Source organism: Streptomyces sp. NPDC048606 (assembly GCF_040650855.1).
Classification (GTDB): Bacteria; Actinomycetota; Actinomycetes; order Streptomycetales; family Streptomycetaceae; genus Streptomyces.
In genome coordinates, this window is the sequence record NZ_JBEZIB010000014.1 from 100,896 (window position 1) to 121,561 (window position 20,666).

The 20,666-nt window shown below is 71.8% G+C and carries 19 protein-coding genes; 2 read left to right on the forward strand and 17 right to left on the reverse strand.

What is annotated here, in order from left to right:
• Positions 1 to 4 precede the first annotated feature (4 nt).
• A complete protein-coding gene (fmt, locus tag AB0D01_RS17695; RefSeq protein WP_363056118.1) occupies positions 5 to 949 on the reverse strand; it encodes a methionyl-tRNA formyltransferase in 945 nt (314 codons plus the stop codon).
• A gap of 249 nt (positions 950 to 1,198) precedes the next feature.
• Here fmt and AB0D01_RS17700 point away from each other — a divergent pair, with 249 nt between their 5' ends.
• Entirely contained in the window at positions 1,199 to 1,729 is a 531-nt protein-coding gene (locus AB0D01_RS17700; RefSeq protein WP_363056120.1) for a hypothetical protein, read from the forward strand.
• 115 nt (positions 1,730 to 1,844) lie between these two features.
• On the opposite strand, the gene AB0D01_RS17705 is transcribed toward AB0D01_RS17700, so the two are convergent.
• From AB0D01_RS17705 to pyrR, 14 genes are all read right to left on the reverse strand, one after another.
• Positions 1,845 to 3,944 carry a primosomal protein N' gene (locus AB0D01_RS17705; RefSeq protein ID WP_363056122.1) on the reverse strand — a complete coding sequence of 700 codons (2,100 nt, stop codon included), beginning with the start codon at positions 3,942 to 3,944 and terminating at the stop codon, positions 1,845 to 1,847.
• A gap of 88 nt (positions 3,945 to 4,032) precedes the next feature.
• Positions 4,033 to 5,241, reverse strand: a complete 1,209-nt coding sequence (gene metK, locus AB0D01_RS17710; protein ID WP_363056124.1) for a methionine adenosyltransferase — start codon at positions 5,239 to 5,241, stop codon at positions 4,033 to 4,035.
• 195 nt (positions 5,242 to 5,436) lie between these two features.
• On the reverse strand, positions 5,437 to 6,663 hold the full coding sequence (gene coaBC / locus AB0D01_RS17715) for a bifunctional phosphopantothenoylcysteine decarboxylase/phosphopantothenate--cysteine ligase CoaBC (RefSeq protein WP_363056126.1): 1,227 nt from the start codon (positions 6,661 to 6,663) through the stop codon (positions 5,437 to 5,439).
• Positions 6,664 to 6,780: 117 nt separating this feature from the next.
• Positions 6,781 to 7,053, reverse strand: a complete 273-nt coding sequence (gene rpoZ / locus AB0D01_RS17720) for a DNA-directed RNA polymerase subunit omega (protein ID WP_004948662.1) — start codon at positions 7,051 to 7,053, stop codon at positions 6,781 to 6,783.
• Between the two features lie 72 nt (positions 7,054 to 7,125).
• On the reverse strand, positions 7,126 to 7,689 hold the full coding sequence (gene gmk, locus AB0D01_RS17725) for a guanylate kinase (RefSeq protein ID WP_363056128.1): 564 nt from the start codon (positions 7,687 to 7,689) through the stop codon (positions 7,126 to 7,128).
• A gap of 61 nt (positions 7,690 to 7,750) precedes the next feature.
• On the reverse strand, positions 7,751 to 8,074 hold the full coding sequence (locus AB0D01_RS17730) for an integration host factor (protein ID WP_249765158.1): 324 nt from the start codon (positions 8,072 to 8,074) through the stop codon (positions 7,751 to 7,753).
• 466 nt (positions 8,075 to 8,540) lie between these two features.
• Positions 8,541 to 9,392, reverse strand: coding sequence for an orotidine-5'-phosphate decarboxylase (pyrF, locus tag AB0D01_RS17735; protein WP_363056130.1), 852 nt, complete (start codon positions 9,390 to 9,392; stop codon positions 8,541 to 8,543).
• Complete coding sequence (locus tag AB0D01_RS17740; protein WP_363056132.1) at positions 9,389 to 10,498, reverse strand: quinone-dependent dihydroorotate dehydrogenase; 1,110 nt, start codon at positions 10,496 to 10,498, stop codon at positions 9,389 to 9,391. Before AB0D01_RS17740 ends, pyrF begins: the two co-directional genes overlap by 4 nt.
• 123 nt (positions 10,499 to 10,621) lie before the next feature.
• Entirely contained in the window at positions 10,622 to 13,930 is a 3,309-nt protein-coding gene (gene carB, locus AB0D01_RS17745) for a carbamoyl-phosphate synthase large subunit (protein ID WP_363056134.1), read from the reverse strand.
• Positions 13,923 to 15,080 (reverse strand): glutamine-hydrolyzing carbamoyl-phosphate synthase small subunit, encoded by a 1,158-nt coding sequence (gene carA / locus AB0D01_RS17750; protein ID WP_363056136.1) that lies wholly within the window; start codon positions 15,078 to 15,080, stop codon positions 13,923 to 13,925. The genes carB and carA overlap by 8 nt, the downstream gene beginning before the upstream one ends.
• Positions 15,077 to 15,658 (reverse strand): hypothetical protein, encoded by a 582-nt coding sequence (locus AB0D01_RS17755; RefSeq protein ID WP_363056138.1) that lies wholly within the window; start codon positions 15,656 to 15,658, stop codon positions 15,077 to 15,079. The genes carA and AB0D01_RS17755 overlap by 4 nt, the downstream gene beginning before the upstream one ends.
• Positions 15,655 to 16,941, reverse strand: a complete 1,287-nt coding sequence (locus tag AB0D01_RS17760) for a dihydroorotase (RefSeq protein WP_363056140.1) — start codon at positions 16,939 to 16,941, stop codon at positions 15,655 to 15,657. Before AB0D01_RS17760 ends, AB0D01_RS17755 begins: the two co-directional genes overlap by 4 nt.
• 2 nt (positions 16,942 to 16,943) lie before the next feature.
• Complete coding sequence (locus AB0D01_RS17765; RefSeq protein ID WP_363056142.1) at positions 16,944 to 17,942, reverse strand: aspartate carbamoyltransferase catalytic subunit; 999 nt, start codon at positions 17,940 to 17,942, stop codon at positions 16,944 to 16,946.
• A 111-nt stretch (positions 17,943 to 18,053) separates the two neighbouring features.
• Positions 18,054 to 18,653, reverse strand: coding sequence for a bifunctional pyr operon transcriptional regulator/uracil phosphoribosyltransferase PyrR (pyrR, locus tag AB0D01_RS17770; RefSeq protein ID WP_363056144.1), 600 nt, complete (start codon positions 18,651 to 18,653; stop codon positions 18,054 to 18,056).
• Positions 18,654 to 18,933: 280 nt separating this feature from the next.
• Between pyrR and bldD the strand changes: the two genes are divergently transcribed.
• Positions 18,934 to 19,434, forward strand: coding sequence for a transcriptional regulator BldD (gene bldD / locus AB0D01_RS17775; RefSeq protein ID WP_007263032.1), 501 nt, complete (start codon positions 18,934 to 18,936; stop codon positions 19,432 to 19,434).
• A gap of 180 nt (positions 19,435 to 19,614) precedes the next feature.
• Here the strand turns inward: bldD and nusB are convergent, their stop codons facing one another.
• On the reverse strand, positions 19,615 to 20,049 hold the full coding sequence (nusB, locus tag AB0D01_RS17780; protein ID WP_363056146.1) for a transcription antitermination factor NusB: 435 nt from the start codon (positions 20,047 to 20,049) through the stop codon (positions 19,615 to 19,617).
• A 2-nt stretch (positions 20,050 to 20,051) separates the two neighbouring features.
• The gene (gene efp / locus AB0D01_RS17785) at positions 20,052 to 20,618 is read right to left on the reverse strand and encodes an elongation factor P (RefSeq protein WP_363056148.1); all 567 of its coding nucleotides are present in this window, start codon (positions 20,616 to 20,618) and stop codon (positions 20,052 to 20,054) included.
• Positions 20,619 to 20,666 lie beyond the last annotated feature (48 nt).

The window sequence follows — 20,666 nt, forward strand, 5'->3', positions numbered from 1 at the left end:
GGTATCAGCCTACGTCGGCCCCGCCCAGGCGCTCGCCGGGAGCGATGCGCACCCCGCGGGCCCAGTCGGCGCCCTTCATCGGCTTCTTGCCCTGCGGCTGCACCCACAGCAGCTCGACGGCGTGGGAGCCGGTGCCGACGTACACGTTGTTCTTGGCGGGGGCGAGGACGCCCGGCGCCAGGTCCGTCCGGTCGGGGACGGGGGCGACGGAGATCAGCTTGAGGCGCTCGCCCCGGAAGACGGTCCACGCGCCGGGCGCGGGGGTGCAGCCGCGCACCACGCGGTCGGCGCGCAGCGCGGGCGCGTTCCAGTCCACGCGGGCGTCCTCGACGGTGATCTTCGGCGCGAGGGAGATCCCGTCCGCGGCCTGTTCGACGGCGCGCAGGGTGCCGTCCTCGATCCCGTCCATGGTCGCGGACAGCAGGCCGGCCCCGGCGAACGCCAGGCGCGTCAGCAGGTCCCCGCTGGTGTCGGTCGGGCGGACCTCCTCCGTCAGGATCCCGTAGACCGGACCGGTGTCGAGCCCCTCCTCGATGCGGAAGGTGGAGGCGCCGGTGACCTCGTCGCCCGCCATGATCGAGTGCTGGACGGGCGCCGCGCCGCGCCAGGCGGGCAGCAGCGAGAAGTGCAGGTTGACCCATCCGTGGCGGGGGATGTCCAGGGCGCTCTTGGGGATGAGCGCCCCGTAGGCGACGACGGGGCAGCAGTCCGGGTCGATCTCGCGCAGTCGGGCCTGGAAGGCCTCGTCGCGCGGGCGGACGGGCTTGAGGACCTCGATGCCGGCTTCCTCGGCCCGCTCGGCGACGGGGCTGGCGACAAGGCGTCGCCCGCGTCCGGCCGGCGCGTCCGGCCGGGTCACCACGGCGGCGATCTCGTGTCGCCCGGAAGCGATCAGGGCGTCCAGGGCGGGCACGGCGACCTCGGGGGTGCCTGCGAAGACCAGCTTCACCGGTTCCTACCTCGCTATCTCGGCTGTCGGCGACGCACCAGTCTATGGGGCGCCGCCGGCACCGCCCACCTGCGGTGTCGGGGGGCGTACGCACACCCGCGCGCCTCTCGCATATGCCGACACGCCCCCGATGCGTGACCTGGGCGCCCGCCGGCGCGTTGGTCAAGAGAGATTGACCGAAACGGGCCGCGCACGAGAACGGTGTCTGCGGCCCATCCGCTCTTCAGCACCGGTTCGAGAGGCTTCTTCATGGCCGACCACGCCACCCACGACGCACAGGCACGGGCCAGTCTGCACCTCCTGGTGCGGGACATCGAGCGGGTTCGCCGACAGGTGGACGCGCTGCGGACGCTCACCGCCCAGCTCGGCAACGTGTACCGCCCCCGCCGCTCCGGGCCCTCCACGGGCTTCGTCGTCTACGGCAGGGCCCCCGCCCCCACCGTCCGCCTCGCCCAGGAGCTGCGCGACAGCGTCGAGACCCTCGTCACCGCCGCGGTGGACTTCGACCGCTCGCTCGGTTTCTCCTGGGACGCCGTCGGTTCCGCCCTCGGCGTCACCAAGCAGGCCGTCCACCGGCGCTACGGGGCCCGCCGCGCGCAGGCCGCCGAGGCCGCGGAGGCACCCGCCGAGGGCACCACGACCCGCACCATGGGCCCGCTCCCCACGATCCCCGCGGCCCGCTCCGTGCCGCCGCAGCCGGTCCGCGAGGAGTCCCAGGCCGGGGCCCCCGCGGTGGCCGCGGCCCGGCCGCCCGCCTTCCCCGGCCCCCGCAACGGCTGACCCGCCGCACGCCCGTCACCGCCGGGTCGCCGACCCCCGACGGTGGGGCACGGCCACCCTCCCCGCCCCCGGCGGAGCGCCCTTCGGGGCCGCCCCGCCGGGGGCGGGGTCGTCGTCAGCCGATGTCGGGCGGGTCGATCCGGATGCGGACCGCCTCCCCCGCCGGGACCCCCCGGGCCAGGCGGGCGGCCTGCGCGGACTTCAGGGCCGCGGCCAGCGCCGCCCCGCTGCCGGGCGGCACCCGTACCAGCACCCGTTCCCCCGGGGAGGGCTCCCCGCGCCGCGCGGGCAGCGGTACGGGACCCAGCACCTCCGCGTCGGCCGGCAGCGCGGTGGCGGCGAGGAAGGCCTCCAGGGCCTCGCCCCGCCCCGCGACGGCGGCCATCCGCGACACCGGCGGGAAGCCCAGCTGGGCCCGCTCGGCCAGTTCGCGCACGGCGTGCCCCACCGGGTCCCAGCGCACCAGGGCCTGCACGGGCCGCAGCGTCGGCTCGGCGACGACCACCACCCGGCCCTCGGGCCGCACCAGCGAGGCCGCCCCGATCCAGCGGCGCAGGGCCTCCTCCCCCGCCCGCAGGTCGGGCCGGGACAGCATGGCCCACCCGTCCAGCAGCAGCGCGGCGGCGTACCCGGCGCCCGCCGCGACCGGTTCGGCGCCGGGGGTGGACACCACCAACGCGGGCCGGTCCGGCACCTCGTCGAGGACGTGGTCGCGCCCGGAGGTCCGTACGGCGACGGCCGGGAAGGCCCGGCCCAGTTCCTCGGCGGTGCGGCGCGCGCCCACCACCTGGGCCCGCAGCCGGAAGGAGCCGCACTCCCCGCAGTGCCAGGCGCTCTCGGCCCGCCCGCACCACCCGCAGTGCAGGTCCCGCTCGTCGGGCGCCTCCAGCGGGCCCGCGCACACGGTGCAGCGGGCGGGGGTGCGGCAGCGTTCGCAGGCCAACCGGGGCACGTACCCCCGCCGGGGCACCTGGACCAGCACGGGCCCGCTCGTCAGGCCCTCCCGGACGGTCTCCCAGGCCAGGGTGGGCAACCGGGCGGCGCGGGCGGCGCCGTCGCGGGCCAGCAGCTCGTCGCCGACGGTCCTGATGCGCGGCGCGTGGGCCCGTACGGTCTCCCGGTCGGCGACCAGCGGGCGGGCCCAGCCCGATTCGACGAGCTGGGCGGCCTCCACGGTGCAGCCGGTGGCGCCGACCAGGAAGCCGCAGCCCTCGCTGACCGCGCGCAGCTCCAGGACCTCGCGCACGTGCGGGAACGGCGCGTGGTCGTCGGCGTGACTGGAGTCCCCGTCGTCCCAGATCGCGACCAGTCCGAGGTCGCGTACGGGGGCGAACATCGCGGCCCGGGTGCCGACTACGGCCCGAACGGAGCTGCGGCTGACCGCGAGCCACTGCCCGTAGCGCTTCTCGGGCCCGGACTCGGCGGTCAGCAGGGCGTGCCGGCCGGCGCCCAGCAGGGCGGTGAGGGCCGCGTCGACCCGGGAGGCGGCGCGCCCGTCGGGCACCACGGCCAGGGCGCCGCGCCCGGAGGCGAGGGTGGCGGCCATGGCCCGGGCCAGTTCGTCGGCCCAGCCGGGGCCGGGCAGGGCGGTCCACACCGCGCGGGGGGCGCCGCCCGCGGCGAGGGAGCGCAGGAAGGCGGGCCCGGCCCCGTAGCGGGTCCAGCCGCCGGGTTCGGGGGCGGCGGGCGGCGGCAGCGGCTCGGGCGAGGGCCTGGCCTCGGCGCGGGCGTTGCGCGGGGGCAGGGCGAGCTGGAGGACGTCGGCGAGGCTGCCCGCGTACCGGTCGGCGACGGCCTGGGCGAGGGCCAGCATCCGGGGGCCGAGGACCACCTCGGGCGAGACGACCTGGGCGAGCGCGGCCAGCGCTCCGTCGTAGTCGGACTCGGCCCGCCGTTCGACGATGAACCCGTCGATGAGCCCGCCGCCCTCGCGGCGGCCCCCGTGCACCCGGTGGGAGCCCGCGCCGAAGCGGACCCGGACGCGGACGCCGGGTCGTGCGGTCTCGGACAGCTCGGCGGGGACGGCGTAGTCGAACAGCCGGTCGAGGTGCAGCATCCCCTTGTTGACGAGGACCCGCGCGACCGGCAGTTCCTCGGCGAGGGCGGCGCCGCGCCAGGTGCGCGGTTTGGCCTTGGGCGCCTTGGCCTTCGCCTCGGCGACCATCTCCCGGATCAGCGCGAGCTGTTCCGGCGGGGAATCGTTCGCGCTGCTCACACCAGCATTCTTACCAAATGCCACCGACAGCGAACGGCCCCGGACCGTCGAGGTTCGGGGCCGTCCGTCAGGCGGTGTCGCGCTCGTCCTACAGACCGGCGGCGGCGCGCAGGGCGTCGACGCGGTCGGTGCGCTCCCAGGTGAAGTCCGGCAGCTCACGGCCGAAGTGGCCGTAGGCGGCGGTCTGGGCGTAGATCGGCCGGAGCAGGTCCAGGTCGCGGATGATCGCGGCCGGGCGCAGGTCGAAGACCTCGCCGATCGCGTCCTCGATCTTCTGGACGTCGACCTTGGCGGTGCCGAAGGTCTCGACGAAGAGACCGACGGGCTCGGCCTTGCCGATCGCGTACGCGACCTGGACCTCGCAGCGCGCGGCCAGGCCGGCGGCGACGACGTTCTTGGCGACCCAGCGCATGGCGTAGGCGGCGGAACGGTCGACCTTCGACGGGTCCTTGCCGGAGAAGGCGCCGCCACCGTGACGGGCCATGCCGCCGTAGGTGTCGATGATGATCTTGCGGCCGGTCAGGCCGGCGTCGCCCATCGGGCCGCCGATCTCGAAGCGACCGGTCGGGTTGACCAGGAGGCGGTAGCCCTCGGTGTCGAGCTTGATGCCGTCCTCGACGAGCTGCGCGAGCACGTGCTCGACGACGAACTCGCGGATGTCGGGCGCGAGCAGCGAGTCGAGGTCGATGTCGGCCGCGTGCTGCGAGGACACGACGACGGTGTCGAGGCGGACGGCCTTGTCGCCGTCGTACTCGATGGTGACCTGGGTCTTGCCGTCGGGGCGCAGGTACGGGATGGTGCCGTTCTTGCGGACCTCGGACAGCCGGCGGGAGAGCCGGTGCGCGATGTGGATCGGGAGCGGCATCAGCTCGGGCGTCTCGTCGCAGGCGTAGCCGAACATCAGGCCCTGGTCGCCGGCGCCCTGCTTGTCGAGCTCGTCCTCGTCGCCCTCGACGCGCTTCTCGTACGCCGTGTCGACGCCCTGCGCGATGTCGGGGGACTGCGCGCCGATGGACACCGACACGCCGCAGGAGGCGCCGTCGAAGCCCTTCTTCGAGGAGTCGTAGCCGATTTCGAGGATCTTGTCGCGGACGAGCTGGGCGATCGGCGCGTACGCCTTGGTCGTCACCTCGCCGGCGATGTGCACGAGGCCGGTGGTGATGAGAGTCTCCACGGCCACACGCGAGGTCGGGTCCTCGGTGAGGAGGGCGTCGAGGATCGTGTCGCTGATCTGGTCAGCGATCTTGTCGGGGTGACCCTCGGTCACGGACTCGGAGGTGAACAGGCGACGGGACACAACGCTCCCTGGGGTTGCAGCGGCTGCTGGCTGATCATTTGGCGGAACCACACCGGGGGCTGCGCCCGATCACGTTCCGGGTGGCAGTTTATCGGTCGCCACCGTGGCGCGGACCACCGATCTCGCTTAGTGGGAACGATGTGACCTGCGACACTCCATTCTGGCCCATGGACTTCGTGTCGAGAAGAGCGACGCTCAGCGACTTGCCGGGCCCTCGGGGCGGGAGAGGAGCGGGGCCACCCGGTCCCAGATCACGTCGGCGAGAGCTTCCTTCGGGCCATGGGGAACGGGGGTCTCACTGCCGTCGGATGCCAGGACGACGGCTTCGTTCTCCTCGGAACCGAAGGTCTTGCCTACGCCGACCTCGTTGACCACGAGAAGGTCGCACCCCTTGCGGCGGAGCTTCGCGCGGCCGTTCGCGAGGACGTCGTCGGTCTCGGCGGCGAATCCGACGACGACCTGGCCCGCGCGGGGGCGCTCGGCGGAGATCTCCGCGAGGACGTCGGGATTGCGCACGAGGGCCACCGGCTCGGGCTCCTGCCCGTCCTTCTTCTTGATCTTGCCGTCCGCGTAGTGGGCCGGCCGGAAGTCCGCGACGGCCGCCGCCATGACCACGGCGTCGGCGTCGGCGGCGGCCTTCAGGACCGCCTCGCGCAGCTGGAGGGCCGTGCCGACGCGGACGACGTCCACGCCCGCCGGGTCCGGCAGGGCGGTGTTGGCCGCGACCAGGGTGACGCGGGCGCCGCGGGCGGCGGCGGTGCGGGCGAGGGCGTAGCCCTGCTTGCCGGAGGAGCGGTTGCCGAGGAAGCGGACCGGGTCGAGGGGCTCGCGCGTGCCGCCGGCGCTGACGACCACGTGGCGGCCGGCGAGGTCGGGGGCGGCCGCGCCGCGGGCCAGGACCCGGCGGCAGACCTCGTAGATCTCCTCGGGGTCGGGCAGTCGCCCCTTGCCGGTGTCCTTGCCGGTGAGGCGGCCCACGGCCGGCTCGATGACGACGGCCCCGCGTCCGCGCAGCGTGGCCACGTTGGCCCGGGTGGCGGGGTGCTCCCACATCTCGGTGTGCATGGCGGGCGCGAAGACCACCGGGCAGCGGGCCGTGAGCAGGGTGTTCGTGAGGAGGTCGTCGGCCAGGCCGTGGGCGGCCTTGGCCAGCATGTCGGCGGTGGCGGGGGCCACGACCACGAGGTCGGCCGACTGCCCGATGCGCACGTGGGGCACCTCGTGGACGCTCTCCCAGACCCCGGTGGAGGCGGGGTTGCCGGAGAGGGCGGCCCAGGTCGCCTCGCCGACGAAGTTCAGGGACGCCGCGGTCGGCACGACCCGTACGTCGTGTCCGGACTCGGTCAGCCGACGCAGCAGCTCACAGGCCTTGTAGGCGGCGATCCCGCCGCTGACCCCCAGCACGACCTTCGGCTTCGCCACCACGCACTCCCATCCGCGGATCCCTCCCGTTCGGGATCCGCCTACGACATCACCTATGACACACCACAGGCCCGGCAGATGTTCTGCCGGGCCTGTGGTGAAAGGAATTCCCGCGTGTTACTGGGCCGGGGCCTCGATGGCCTCGGAGGTCAGCAGACCCGCGTTGATCTCGCGCAGCGCGATCGAAAGCGGCTTCTCGTGGACGTGGGTGTCCACCAGCGGGCCGACGTACTCGAGCAGGCCCTCACCGAGCTGCGAGTAGTACGCGTTGATCTGACGCGCGCGCTTGGCCGCGTAGATCACGAGGCTGTACTTCGAGTCCGTGGCCTCGAGCAGCTCGTCGATCGGCGGGTTGATGATGCCCTCGGGCGCGGTGATGGAAGAGGACACGCTCTACCTTCCGAAGATGGGTGAAAGATCGGTCCGATCGGCTGTCGACCGATCAGGAACATCGACCAACGATCAGACAACGTCCATCAAGGCTAGCAGCTCACGCGCCACGTCCTCGACGGAGGTGTTGACCAGGGTGGTGTCGAACTCGGGCTCGGCAGCGAGTTCGATCTTGGCGGCTTCCAGCCGTCGCTCGATGACCTCGGCCGATTCCGTGCCGCGACCGGTGAGGCGGCGGACGAGCTCGTCCCAGCTCGGCGGGGCCAGGAAGACCAGCTGTGCGTCGGGCGAGGACTCACGGACGAGTCGGGCGCCCTGGAGGTCGATCTCCAGCAGGACCGGTTCGCCGTTCTCCAGGCGTTCCGATACCGCGCCGCGGGGTGTGCCGTAGCGGTTGCCCGCGAACTCGGCCCACTCCAGCAGCTCGCCGTTGGCGATCAGCTTGTCGAACTCGTCGTCGTTGACGAAGAAGTAGTGGATGCCGTGTCGCTCACCGGGCCGCGGCTTGCGGGTGGTGGCCGACACCGAGAGCCATACCTCGGGGTGGACCTTGCGCATATGCGCGACGACCGTGCTCTTGCCGACCCCCGAAGGGCCGGAGAGCACGGTCAGCCGCGGACGAACCTCTGCTGCCATAGAGCGATTATCCAGGTTCTCGGGACTGCCTGAGAACGCCGGGAGAACTTCGGGGGGCGCCTCAGGCGGCCTTGCCGCCGAACTCACGCTCCAGAGAGGCGATCTGGTTGGAGCCGAGACCTCGGACACGCCGGGACTCGGAGATGCCGAGGCGCTCCATGATCTGCTTGGCACGGACCTTGCCGACGCCGGGCAGGGACTCGAGCAGGGCGGAGACCTTCATCTTTCCGATGACGTCGTTCTCCTGACCCAGCTTGATGACGTCGTGGAGGGAGGCACCGGAGTGCTTGAGTCGATTCTTCACCTCGGCCCGCTCCCGGCGAGCCGCGGCGGCCTTTTCGAGCGCTGCTGCGCGCTGTTCAGGGGTAAGGGGCGGAAGAGCCACGCCTACGTCACCTCGGATGTCGAACTGTCGGATACGGACCGGCGCAGCACTCAGGGCACCACGCCAGGCGAGCTCCCGAACAGCGATGGAACTCGTTCGCTGCTCGTTCACTCTGCTCGGAGACTAGCGGCCAAGGCCGCTCCAGTCAGCGAGAACGGACGAAAAGTCCTGGTCAGCCTCGACTGAACCGTACATCACGGACAAAACACCCCGGTTTTGTCCGGGTAATTACGTTCGAATTTCGTCAAGCCGTGCCGCGCGGGCTTCCGACGGCACCCGCGAACGGCCCGAAATCGCGCCCGTCGGAGCTCCGCACCTCCTCCGATCCGCACCCCGTCGTGCCGGCGGGGCCGCCGATCGGAGGGACAGGAGCGTTCCTGTACCCGTCCCCGAGCCGCCCCCGAGGGCGGACCCGGCCGGCGACCCCGCCCGACGCGGTGACGTACTCGGCGACGTACGCGGCGACCTAGGCGGAGACCGCCTCCCGGATCTCCTCGGCGAACCGCTTGGCGCTGTCGCGCAGGGCGGTCGCGTCGGGACCCTGCGCGAGGACGCCCCGGGAGACGTTCGGGACGACGTTGGCGACGGCCGCGCCGAAGACCGCCGGAAGGTCGGCGGCGGTCGCGCCCTGGGCGCCGATGCCGGGGGCCAGCAACGGGCCGTTGATGTCCAGGTCGAAGGAGGACAGGTCCCCCAGCGTGGCGCCGACCACCGCGCCGAAGGAACCCATGGGCTCCGCGCCGGCGTTCTCGGCGGCCAGGTGCGCCAGCATCGTCGCGCCGATGGTGCGGCCGTCCTCGCGCAGCGCCCTCTGGACCTCCGAGCCCTCCGGGTTGGAGGTGAGGGCCAGGACGAACAGGCCCGCGCCCGATTCCCGCGCCAGGTCGACGGCCGGCTTCAGGGAGCCGTAGCCCAGGTACGGGGAGACCGTCAGCGCGTCCGAGAACAGCGGGGAGGACGGGTCCAGGAAGGCGGAGGCGTACGCGGCCATGGTGGAGCCGATGTCACCGCGCTTGGCGTCCATCAGCACGAGCGTGCCCGCCGCCCGCGCGTCCGCGACGGTCCGCTCCAGCACGGCCACGCCGCGCGATCCGAAGCGCTCGAAGAAGGCCGCCTGCGGCTTGAAGACGGCCACCTGGTCGGCGAGGGCCTCCACGACCGTGCGGGAGAAGCGCTCCAGGCCCGTGATGTCGTCCTCCAGGCCCCAGGAGGCCAGCAGGGAGGCGTGCGGATCGATCCCGACGCACAGGGGGCCCCGCGCGTCCATCGCGGCGCGCAGACGGGCACCGAAGGGGGTCACAGGGGTCTTCGCGGTCACGGCGCGACCTTTCGGGTCTCGGCGCCCACGGCCTCGGCCAGGGTCGCGTACGGGCTGTTGGCCAGGCGCGCGGCCAGGCCCTTGTGGATGGCGCGGGCGTAGAAGGGGCCCTCGTAGATGAAGGCGCTGTAGCCCTGGACCAGGGTGGCGCCCGCCAGGATGCGCCGCCAGGCGTCCTCGGCGTTCTCGATGCCGCCGACGCCCACCAGGACGATCCGGTCGCCCACGCGCGCGTACAGGCGGCGCAGGACCTCCAGGGAGCGTTCCTTGACCGGGGCGCCGGACAGTCCGCCGGTCTCCTTGATCAGGGACGGGGAGGACTTCAGCCCGAGCCCCTCGCGGGCGATTGTCGTGTTGGTGGCGATGATGCCGTCCAGGCCCAGCTCCAGGGCGAGGTCGGCGACCGCGTCCACGTCCTCGTCTGCGAGGTCCGGGGCGATCTTGACGAGCAGCGGGACGCGCCGGTCGGTCACCACCCGGTCGGCGGCCTCGCGGACGGCGGTCAGCAGCGGGCGCAGCGACTCGGTGGCCTGGAGGTTGCGCAGGCCGGGGGTGTTCGGGGAGGAGACGTTGACCACGAGGTAGTCGGCGTGGCGGGCGAGGCGCTCGGTGGAGAGCACGTAGTCGGCGGCGGCCTCCTCCTCCGGGACCACCTTCGTCTTGCCGATGTTGACGCCGACGACGGTCTTGAAGACCGGGTTGCGGGCGGCCAGGCGGGCGGCGACGGCGGCCGAGCCCTCGTTGTTGAAGCCCATGCGGTTGATCAGCGCGCGGTCCGGCACGAGGCGGAAGAGGCGCTTCTTGGGGTTGCCGGGCTGCGCCTGGCCGGTGACCGTGCCGATCTCGACGTGGTCGAAGCCGAGCATCGACATGCCGTCGATGGCGACGGCGTTCTTGTCGAAGCCGGCCGCGAGGCCGAAGGGGCCGTGCATGCGCAGGCCCAGCGCCTCGGTGCGCAGCTCCTCGTGGCGGGGGGCGAGGGTCGCGGCCACGAAGGTGCGCAGGACGGGCGTGCGGGCGGCGAGGCGGATCCACCGGAAGGCCGTGTAGTGGGCCCGTTCGGGGTCCATCCGCTTGAAGACCAGGTTGAAGAAGAGCTTGTACATCGTCGTGATCCCTCTGCGCTGGTGGGGTCCGGGGGGCGGTCCGGGACGGGCCGGCTCACGAAGAGGGGGACAGCCGGCGCGCGGTTCGCGCGCGCCGGTGTCCCCCTTCCCGTGGACGGGCGGTCAGTCGCGGGCGGCCGTCAGGTGCTCCGCGTGCTCCTGGAGGGAGCGCACGCCGACGTCGCCGCGGTTGAGCGCGTCGATGCCCTGGACGGCGGCGGCGAGCGCCTGGACCGTGGTCAGGCACGGGACGCTGCGGGCCACGGCCGCCGTACGGATCTCGTAGCCGTCGAGGCGGCCACCGGTGCCGTACGGGGTGTTGACGATCAGGTCGACCTGGCCGTCGTGGATGAGCTGGACGATGGTCTTCTCGCCGTCGGGGCCCTCGCCCTCGCTGAGCTTGCGCACCACGGTGGCGTTGAGGCCGTTGCGGCGCAGCACCTCGGCGGTGCCGGAGGTGGCGAGCAGCTCGAAGCCGTGGGCGACGAGCTCGCGCGCCGGGAAGATCATCGAGCGCTTGTCGCGGTTGGCGACGGAGATGAAGGCGCGTCCCTTGGTGGGCAGCGGGCCGTAGGCTCCGGCCTGCGACTTGGCGTACGCCGTGCCGAAGACCGAGTCGATGCCCATGACCTCGCCGGTGGAGCGCATCTCCGGGCCGAGGACGGTGTCGACGCCGCGGCCGTGGATGTCGCGGAAGCGCGACCACGGCATGACGGCCTCCTTGACGGAGATCGGCGCGTCGAGCGGCAGGGTGCCGCCGTCGCCGGTCTTCGGGAGGAGGCCCTCCTCGCGCAGTTCGGCGATGGTGGCGCCGAGCGAGATGCGGGCGGCGGCCTTCGCGAGCGGGACCGCGGTCGCCTTCGAGGTGAAGGGGACGGTGCGGGAGGCGCGCGGGTTGGCCTCCAGGACGTAGAGGATGTCACCCGCCATCGCGAACTGGATGTTGATCAGGCCGCGGACACCGACGCCGTCGGCGATGGCCTCGGTGGAGGCGCGCAGCCGCTTGATGTCGAAGCCGCCGAGGGTGATCGGGGGCAGGGCGCAGGCCGAGTCGCCGGAGTGGATGCCGGCTTCCTCGATGTGCTCCATGACGCCGCCGAGGTAGAGCTCGGTGCCGTCGTAGAGGGCGTCCACGTCGATCTCGATCGCGTCGTCGAGGAAGCGGTCGACCAGCACGGGGCGGGTCGGGGAGATCTCCGTCGACTCCGCGATGTACGACTCCAGGCGGGTCTCGTCGTAGACGATCTCCATGCCGCGGCCGCCGAGCACGTAGGACGGGCGCACCAGGACCGGGTAGCCGATCTCGTCGGCGATGGCCTTGGCGCCGGCGAAGGTGGTGGCGGTGCCGTGCTTGGGGGCGGGCAGGCCGGCTTCGGCGAGGACCCGGCCGAAGGCGCCGCGGTCCTCGGCGGCGTGGATGGCCTCGGGCGAGGTGCCGACGACCGGGACGCCGTTGTCCTTGAGGGCCTGGGCGAGACCGAGGGGGGTCTGGCCGCCGAGCTGGACGACGACGCCGGCGATGGGGCCGGCGAGGGACTCGGCGTGGACGATCTCCAGCACGTCTTCGAGCGTCAGCGGCTCGAAGTACAGGCGGTCGGAGGTGTCGTAGTCCGTCGAGACGGTCTCGGGGTTGCAGTTGACCATCACGGTCTCGTAGCCGGCGTCGCTGAGGGCGAAGGAGGCGTGGACGCAGGAGTAGTCGAACTCGATGCCCTGGCCGATGCGGTTCGGGCCGGAGCCCAGGATGATCACCGCGGGCTTGGTGCGGGGGGCGACCTCGGACTCCTCGTCGTAGGACGAGTAGAAGTACGGGGTCTTCGCGGCGAACTCGGCGGCGCAGGTGTCGACCGTCTTGTAGACCGGGCGCACGCCCAGCGCGTGGCGGACCTCGCGGACGACGTCCTCGCGCAGGCCGCGGATCTCGGCGATCTGGGCGTCGGAGAAGCCGTGGCGCTTGGCCTCGGCGAGCAGCTCGGGGTGGAGCTTCTCGGCGGCGGCCAGCTCGTCGGCGATCTCCTTGATCAGGAAGAGCTGGTCGACGAACCAGGGGTCGATCTTCGTGGACTCGAAGACCTCCTCCTGGGTGGCGCCGGCGCGGATGGCCTGCATCACGGTGTTGATGCGGCCGTCGGTCGGGCGGACCGCGGTGGCGAGCAGCTCCTCCTTGTCGCCGGGCTCGCCGACGAAGGTGAACTGGGAGCCCTTCTTCTCCAGGGAGCGCAGGGCCTTCTGGAGGGCCTCGGTGAAGTTGCGGCCGATGGCCATGGCCTCGCCCACCGACTTCATGGTGGTGGTGAGGGTGGCGTCGGCGGCCGGGAACTTCTCGAAGGCGAAGCGCGGCGCCTTGACGACGACGTAGTCGAGGGTCGGCTCGAAGGAGGCCGGCGTCTTCTCGGTGATGTCGTTCGGGACCTCGTCCAGCGTGTAGCCGATGGCGAGCTTCGCGGCGATCTTGGCGATCGGGAAGCCGGTGGCCTTCGAGGCGAGCGCCGAGGAGCGCGAGACGCGCGGGTTCATCTCGATGACGATGACGCGGCCGTCGACCGGGTCGATCGCGAACTGGATGTTGCAGCCGCCGGTGTCGACGCCGACCTCGCGGATGATCGCGATGCCGACGTCGCGCAGCCGCTGGTACTCGCGGTCGGTCAGCGTCATCGCCGGGGCGACGGTGATGGAGTCGCCGGTGTGGACGCCCATCGGGTCGAAGTTCTCGATGGAGCAGACGACGACCACGTTGTCCTTGGTGTCGCGCATCAGCTCCAGCTCGTACTCCTTCCAGCCGAGGATGGACTCCTCCAGGAGCACCTCGGTGGTCGGGGAGAGCGTGAGGCCCTGGCCGGCGATGCGGCGCAGCTCGTCCTCGTCGTGGGCGAAGCCGGAGCCGGCGCCGCCCATGGTGAAGGAGGGGCGCACGACGACGGGGTAGCCGCCGAGGGTGTCGACGCCCGCGAGGACGTCCTCCATCGAGTGGCAGATCACCGAGCGGGCGGACTCGCCGTAACCGATCTTGGCCTTGACGGCCTCGACGACGCCCTTGAAGAGGTCGCGGTCCTCGCCCTTGTTGATCGCCTCGACGTTGGCGCCGATGAGCTCGACGCCGTACTTCTCCAGCACACCCTGCTCGTGCATGGAGATGGCGGTGTTCAGCGCGGTCTGGCCGCCGAGGGTCGGCAGGAGCGCGTCGGGGCGCTCCTTGGCGATGATCTTCTCGACGAACTCGGGGGTGATCGGCTCGACGTACGTGGCGTCGGCGATCTCCGGGTCGGTCATGATCGTCGCCGGGTTCGAGTTGACCAGGATGACCCGCAGGCCCTCGGCCTTCAGGACGCGGCAGGCCTGGGTGCCGGAGTAGTCGAACTCCGCGGCCTGGCCGATGACGATCGGGCCGGAGCCGATGACCAGGACGGACTGGATATCGGTGCGCTTAGGCACGCTCGGCCTCCATCAGGGCGGTTTCCATCAAAGACGTGAAGCGGTCGAAGAGGTACGCGGCGTCGTGCGGGCCGGCGGCAGCCTCGGGGTGGTACTGGACGGAGAAGGCCGGCTGGTCGAGCAGCTGGAGGCCTTCCACCACGTTGTCGTTCAGGCAGACGTGGGAGACCTCGGCGCGGCCGAAGGGGGTCTCGGAGACCGTGTCGAGGGGCGCGTCGACGGCGAAGCCGTGGTTGTGCGCGGTGATCTCGACCTTGCCGGTGGTCCGGTCCTGGACGGGCTGGTTGATGCCGCGGTGGCCGTACTTCAGCTTGTAGGTGCCGAAGCCGAGCGCGCGGCCCAGGATCTGGTTGCCGAAGCAGATGCCGAAGAGCGGGGTCTTGCGGGCGAGGACGCCCTGCATGACGGAGACCGCGTGGTCGGCGGTGGCCGGGTCGCCCGGGCCGTTGGAGAAGAACACGCCGTCGGGCTCGACCGCGTAGACGTCCTCGACGGTCGCCGTGGCGGGCAGGACGTGCACCTCGATGCCGCGCTCGGCCATGCGGTGCGGGGTCATGCCCTTGATGCCGAGGTCCACGGCGGCGACGGTGAACTTCTTCTCGCCGATCGCGGGGACCACGTAGGCCTCCTTGGTGGCGACCTCGGCGGACAGGTTCGCGCCCTTCATCTGCGGGGCCTCCTGGACGCGGGCCAGCAGGGCGGCGTCGTCGGCCACGTGCTCGCCGGAGAAGATGCCGACGCGCATGGCGCCGCGCTCGCGCAGGTGGCGGGTCAGGGCCCGGGTGTCGACGCCGGAGATGCCGACGACGCCCTGCTCGACGAGCTCCTCGTCCAGCGACCGCCGCGAGCGCCAGTTCGAGGGGACGCGGGCGGGGTCGCGCACGACGTAGCCGGCGACCCAGATCCGCGAGGACTCGGGGTCCTCGTCGTTGACGCCGGTGTTGCCCACGTGCGGGGCGGTCATCACGACGACCTGTCGGTGGTAGGACGGGTCGGTGAGGGTCTCCTGGTAGCCGGTCATGCCGGTGGAGAACACGGCCTCGCCGAAGGTCTCCCCCACAGCGCCGTAGGCGCGGCCGCGGAAGATCCGACCGTCCTCCAGGACGAGTACGGCGGGAGCTTTGGCTGCTCCCCTGGTGGAGGTCGTCATCGTTCGGCGCCTTCCGTCGTGATGGATGGGTTCATGTGGTTGATCGCTTCGACCCAGGCGGCGTGTTCGGCCGCCCGGTCGGAGCGGAATCCGGAGTCGATCAGCTTGTCGCCGTGCGCCCAGGTGACGACGAGCAGACCGCCCTCGGTGAGTACCTTGCCCGCGATTCCCTTGTCGAGGCGGGCGCCGCGCAGCTGCGCGGCCGGTACGAAGAAGTCGGTGGCACCCGGTCGGACCACGTCGAGGCCCGCGTCGGTGAGCGTGAGCTCGACCCGGCTGCGCACCCCCAGACCGTGGGCCACGATCCGGTCGAGCCACTGTCCGGCGGTGGTGGACCCGTGGTACCGGCCGGTGAGCGCCAGCCGGTGTTCGGGCAGTCCGTCGGGGGTGGCGGGCAGCTCCGGCAGGTCGTCCTGCAGGGCGCCGCGCCATTTCCAGCCCTGCCGCATCAGCCAGTAGACGAAGGCGATGAAGACGATCAGTCCGATCACCCAGGCGATGCGGGCACCGAAGTTCGTCACCTCCGCCGACTGTCGTTCGGCGGCCTCGACGGCCAGTTGGATTACTGCAGGTGTCACGCCAGATTCCCGTCCACGACCGTTGCCCGGCCCCGCAGGAAGGTGTGAGTGACGCGACCCGGCAGCTCGCGGCCCTCGTAGGGCGTGTTGCGGCTGCGGGAGGCGAAGTGTGCGGGGTCCACGACACCACGGTACGAGGTCTCGACCAAGGTCAGGTTCGCGGGTTCACCTGCCGAGACGGGCCGGCCGTGGTTCCCCAGGCCGCCGATGCGCGCCGGGGCGAAGGACATGCGTTCGGCGACGCCCGCCCAGTCGAGCAGTCCCGTCTCCACCATCGTCTGCTGGACGACGGACAGCGCGGTCTCCAGGCCGACCATGCCCATGGCCGCGGCGGCCCACTCGCAGTCCTTGTCCTCGTGCGGGTGCGGGGCGTGGTCGGTGGCGACGATGTCGATCGTGCCGTCGGCGAGCGCCTCGCGCAGGGCCATGACGTCGCGCTCGGTGCGCAGCGGCGGGTTCACCTTGTAGACCGCGTTGTACGAGCGGACCAGTTCGTCGGTGAGGAGCAGGTGGTGCGGGGTGACCTCGGCGGTGACGTCGATGCCGCGGGACTTGGCCCAGCGGACGATCTCGACGGAGCCGGCGGTGGAGAGGTGGCAGATGTGGACGCGGGAGCCGACGTGCTCGGCGAGGAGGACGTCGCGGGCGATGATCGACTCCTCCGCGACGGCCGGCCAGCCGCCGAGGCCGAGCTCGGCGGAGACGACGCCCTCGTTCATCTGGGCGCCCTCGGTCAGGCGGGGCTCCTGGGCGTGCTGGGCGACGACGCCGCCGAAGGCCTTCACGTACTCCAGGGCGCGGCGCATGATCACGGCGTCGTCGACGCACTTGCCGTCGTCGGAGAAGACGGTGACGCGGGCGGCGGAGTCGTGCATGGCGCCCAGCTCGGAGAGCTGCTTGCCCTCCAGGCCGACGGTGACGGCGCCGATGGGCTGGACGTCGCAGTAGCCGGATTCCTTGCCCAGGCGCCAGACCTGCTCGACCACGCCGGCGGTGTCGGCGACCGGGAAGGTGTTCGCCATGGCGAAGACGGCGGTGTAGCCGCCGGAGGCGGCGGCGCGGGTGCCGGTGAGGACCGTCTCGCTGTCCTCCCGGCCGGGCTCGCGCAGGTGGGTGTGCAGGTCGACCAGGCCCGGCAGGAGGACCTTGCCCTCGGCCTCGATGACGGTCGCGCCCTCGGCGGACAGTCCGGTGCCGACCTCGGCGATGGTCTCGCCGTCGATCAGGACGTCCTGCGCCTCGCCACCGAGTACCTTCGCGCCACGGATCAGGATCTTGCTCATGGTTACTTGTTCTCCTCGGTGCGCGCGGCGGCGGGGGCGGGGGTGGTGGCGACGGCGGGCTCGGATCCGCCGAGCAGCAGGTACAGGACGGCCATCCGGGTGGAGACGCCGTTGGCGACCTGCTCGACGGCCGTGCAGCGGTCGGAGTCGGCGACCTCGGCGGTGATCTCCATGCCGCGGTTCATCGGGCCGGGGTGCATCACGATGGCGTGCTCGGGCATCTTGGCCATGCGCTCGCCGTTCAGCCCGTAGCGGCGGGAGTACTCGCGCTCGGTCGGGAAGAAGGCGGCGTTCATGCGTTCGCGCTGCACACGCAGCATCATGACCGCGTCGGACTTCGGCAGCACCTTGTCGAGGTCGTAGCTGACCTCGCAGGGCCAGGTCTCGACGCCGATGGGGACGAGGGTGGGCGGGGCCACCAGGGTGACCTCGGCGCCGAGGGTGTGCAGCAGGTGCACGTTGGAGCGGGCCACGCGGCTGTGCAGGACGTCGCCGACGATCGTGATCCGGCGGCCCGCGAGGTCCTTGCCGAGTCCGGCGTCGCGGCCCACCAGGCGGCGGCGCATGGTGAAGGCGTCGAGCAGGGCCTGCGTGGGGTGCTCGTGGGTGCCGTCGCCGGCGTTGACGACGGCGGAGTCGATCCAGCCGGAGGTCGCGAGCCGGTAGGGGGCGCCGGAGGCGTGGTGGCGGATGACGACCGCGTCCGCGCCCATGGCCTCCAGGGTCAGCGCCGTGTCCTTCAGGGATTCGCCCTTGGAAACGGAGGAGCCCTTGGCGGAGAAGTTGATGACGTCGGCGGACAGCCGCTTGGCGGCCGCCTCGAAGGAGATCCGGGTGCGGGTCGAGTCCTCGAAGAAGAGGTTGACGACCGTGAGGCCGCGCAGGGTGGGCAGCTTCTTGATCGGCCGGTCGGCGACCCGGGCCATCTCCTCGGCGGTGTCGAGGATCAGGACGGCGTCGTCGCGCGTGAGGTCGGCGGCCGAGATGAGGTGGCGCTTCATCTGGATGGCTCCGTATGTCTGGAGGGCAGGCAGGCTGGGGGCGTGCTGGAGGTGCGGGCGGGCAGGCCTCGGCGCGGATCCCGCGGGTGCGGGATCCGGGTGCGGGAGGGTCTACTGGCCGCCGGCCCGGTCGGTCCGCTGGCCGAGCAGCACGGCGTCCCGGCCGTCCTCCTCCTGGAGCTGGACCTTGACGGTCTCGCGCAGCGACGTCGGGAGGTTCTTGCCCACGTAGTCGGCGCGGATCGGGAGCTCGCGGTGGCCCCGGTCGACGAGGACGGCGAGCTGGACGGCGCGGGGTCGGCCGATGGCGCCGAGCGCGTCGAGGGCGGCGCGGATGGTGCGGCCGGAGAAGAGCACGTCGTCGACGAGGACCACGAGGCGGCCGTCGATGTCGTCGCCGGGGATCTCGGTGCGGCCGATGGCCCGCGCCGGCTTCAGGCGCAGGTCGTCGCGGTACATGGTGATGTCGAGGGAGCCGACGGGGATCTTCGCGCCGGTGATCTCTTCGAGCTTGGCCGCCAGCCGGCGGGCGAGGAAGACGCCGCGGGTGGGGATGCCGAGCAGCACCACGTCGTCGGCGCCCTTGGCGCGTTCGACGATCTCGTGGGCGATGCGGGTGAGGACCCGGGCGATGTCCTGCGCCTCCAACACGGGGCGCGCGGCGCCGCCGTCCTGGAACGCGGCGGCCTCGGGGGAAACCTGGCTGTCCATGAAAAGGACCTCCTTCTCCGCCTCACGGGACGGACCTTAAAGGACGTCTGATGTACGCCGACCACGTTACCAGGGCGGCCGGGCCGACCTCGCACGGGGGCCGGTCCGGGGGCCTCGAAGGGGGACGTCGATGACCATTCGGCTTGACGCATCCACGTAACGCTGCGTAACCTCACAGTGAGTTACCAGCCGCGCGGCGGAGCCGCATGTTGTAAGCGGCACAGCGTCCATGTCGTCACGGCGTCCATGTCGTCACAGCGTCACAGCGTCCGGGAGCGTTATGTCCAGCGAATACGCCAAACAGCTCGGGGCCAAGCTCCGCGCCATCCGCACCCAGCAGGGCCTCTCCCTCCACGGTGTCGAGGAGAAGTCCCAGGGCCGTTGGAAGGCCGTGGTGGTCGGGTCCTACGAGCGCGGGGACCGCGCCGTGACCGTCCAGCGCCTCGCCGAGCTGGCGGACTTCTACGGGGTTCCGGTCCAGGAACTGCTGCCGGGCACGACCCCCGGCGGAGCGGCCGAGCCGCCGCCGAAGCTGCGCCTCGACCTGGAGCGCCTCGCGGGCGTCCCCGCCGAGAAGGCCGGTCCGCTCCAGCGTTACGCCGCCACCATCCAGAGCCAGCGCGGCGACTACAACGGCAAGGTGCTGTCGATCCGCCAGGACGACCTGCGCACCCTCGCCGTCATCTACGACCAGTCCCCCTCGGTCCTGACCGAGCAGCTGATCAGCTGGGGCGTCCTGGACGCCGACGCGCGTCGCGCCGTGGCCCACGAGGACATCTAGTCCCCGGGGCTCCAGGGCCCAAGCAGAAACGTTACCGGCGGGTGCCGGTGCCCTCGGGGGCGCCGCCACCCGCCGTTCGCGTTCCCGGGGGCCGCTCCCCCGTTCACGGACACACGGAAGGGCCCGCAGCGCGATGCCGCGGGCCCTTCCGTACGGCGTTCGGCCTGCCGGCCGCGCCGGTCAGCTCTCGCTGCGGCGCAGGTTCGGCTTCAGGTCCTTGAAGCGACCCAGCAGCCCGTTCACGAACGACGGCGAGTCGTCCGTGGAGAACTCCTTGGCCAGCTGGACGGCCTCGTCGATCGCCACGGCGTCCGGGGTCTCGTCGACCCAGATCAGCTCGTAGGCGCCCAGCCTCAGGATGTTCCGGTCGACGACCGGCATGCGGTCGAGCTCCCAGTCCACGGCGTAGGTGACGATCAGGTCGTCGATGCGGTTCACCTTGTCGGCGTACCCCTCGACAAGATCCATCGTGAAGGCGCTGACCGGCGGCTGCCGGTCGTCGGACCGCGCGTGGCGGATCCAGTCCGCGAGGACCTCGCGCACGGGGACCCCGCGCTGGTCGGCCTCGAAGAGGATCTGGAAAGCGCGCTTGCGCGCGTTGCTCCGGGCAGCCACGGTTAGCTGTTCACCCGGCCGAGGTAGTCGCTGGTGCGGGTGTCGACCTTGATCTTCTCGCCGGTGGTGACGAAGAGCGGGACCTGGATCTCGTGACCGGTCTCCAGCTTCGCCGGCTTGGTGCCACCGGTGGACCGGTCGCCCTGGACGCCCGGGTCGGTGTGCTCGATGGTCAGCTCGACGGCGGCCGGGAGCTCGACGTAGAGCACCTCGCCGTCGTGCTGGGCCACGGAGGCGGTGAAGCCCTCGATGAGGAAGTTGGCGGCGTCGCCGACAGCCTTGCGGTCGACCATGAGCTGGTCGAAGGTGCTCATGTCCATGAAGACGAAGTAGTCGCCGTCCATGTACGAGAACTGCATGTCACGGCGGTCGATGGTGGCCGTCTCGACCTTCACACCGGCGTTGAAGGTCTTGTCGACGACCTTGCCCGACAGCACGTTCTTGAGCTTGGTACGCACGAAGGCCGGGCCCTTGCCGGGCTTGACGTGCTGGAACTCGACGACGGACCAGAGCTGGCCCCCGTCGAGCTTCAGCACCATGCCGTTCTTGAGGTCGTTCGTGGAAGCCACGGTTGCGGAATCTCCTGCACTGGAAGACCACGGGTGCGCGCCCACAGC

What these genes read in the sequence shown, in the direction of transcription:
- AB0D01_RS17700 (WP_363056120.1), top strand. Translation starts at nt 1,199, where the DNA reads ATGGCCGACCACGCCACCCACGACGCACAGGCACGGGCCAGTCTGCAC.
- gmk (WP_363056128.1), bottom strand. Translation starts at nt 7,689, where the DNA reads ATGGCAGCAGAGGTTCGTCCGCGGCTGACCGTGCTCTCCGGCCCTTCG.
- AB0D01_RS17740 (WP_363056132.1), bottom strand. Translation starts at nt 10,498, where the DNA reads ATGTACAAGCTCTTCTTCAACCTGGTCTTCAAGCGGATGGACCCCGAA.
- carA (WP_363056136.1), bottom strand. Translation starts at nt 15,080, where the DNA reads ATGACGACCTCCACCAGGGGAGCAGCCAAAGCTCCCGCCGTACTCGTC.
- AB0D01_RS17760 (WP_363056140.1), bottom strand. Translation starts at nt 16,941, where the DNA reads ATGAGCAAGATCCTGATCCGTGGCGCGAAGGTACTCGGTGGCGAGGCG.
- AB0D01_RS17765 (WP_363056142.1), bottom strand. Translation starts at nt 17,942, where the DNA reads ATGAAGCGCCACCTCATCTCGGCCGCCGACCTCACGCGCGACGACGCC.
- pyrR (WP_363056144.1), bottom strand. Translation starts at nt 18,653, where the DNA reads ATGGACAGCCAGGTTTCCCCCGAGGCCGCCGCGTTCCAGGACGGCGGC.
- bldD (WP_007263032.1), top strand. Translation starts at nt 18,934, where the DNA reads ATGTCCAGCGAATACGCCAAACAGCTCGGGGCCAAGCTCCGCGCCATC.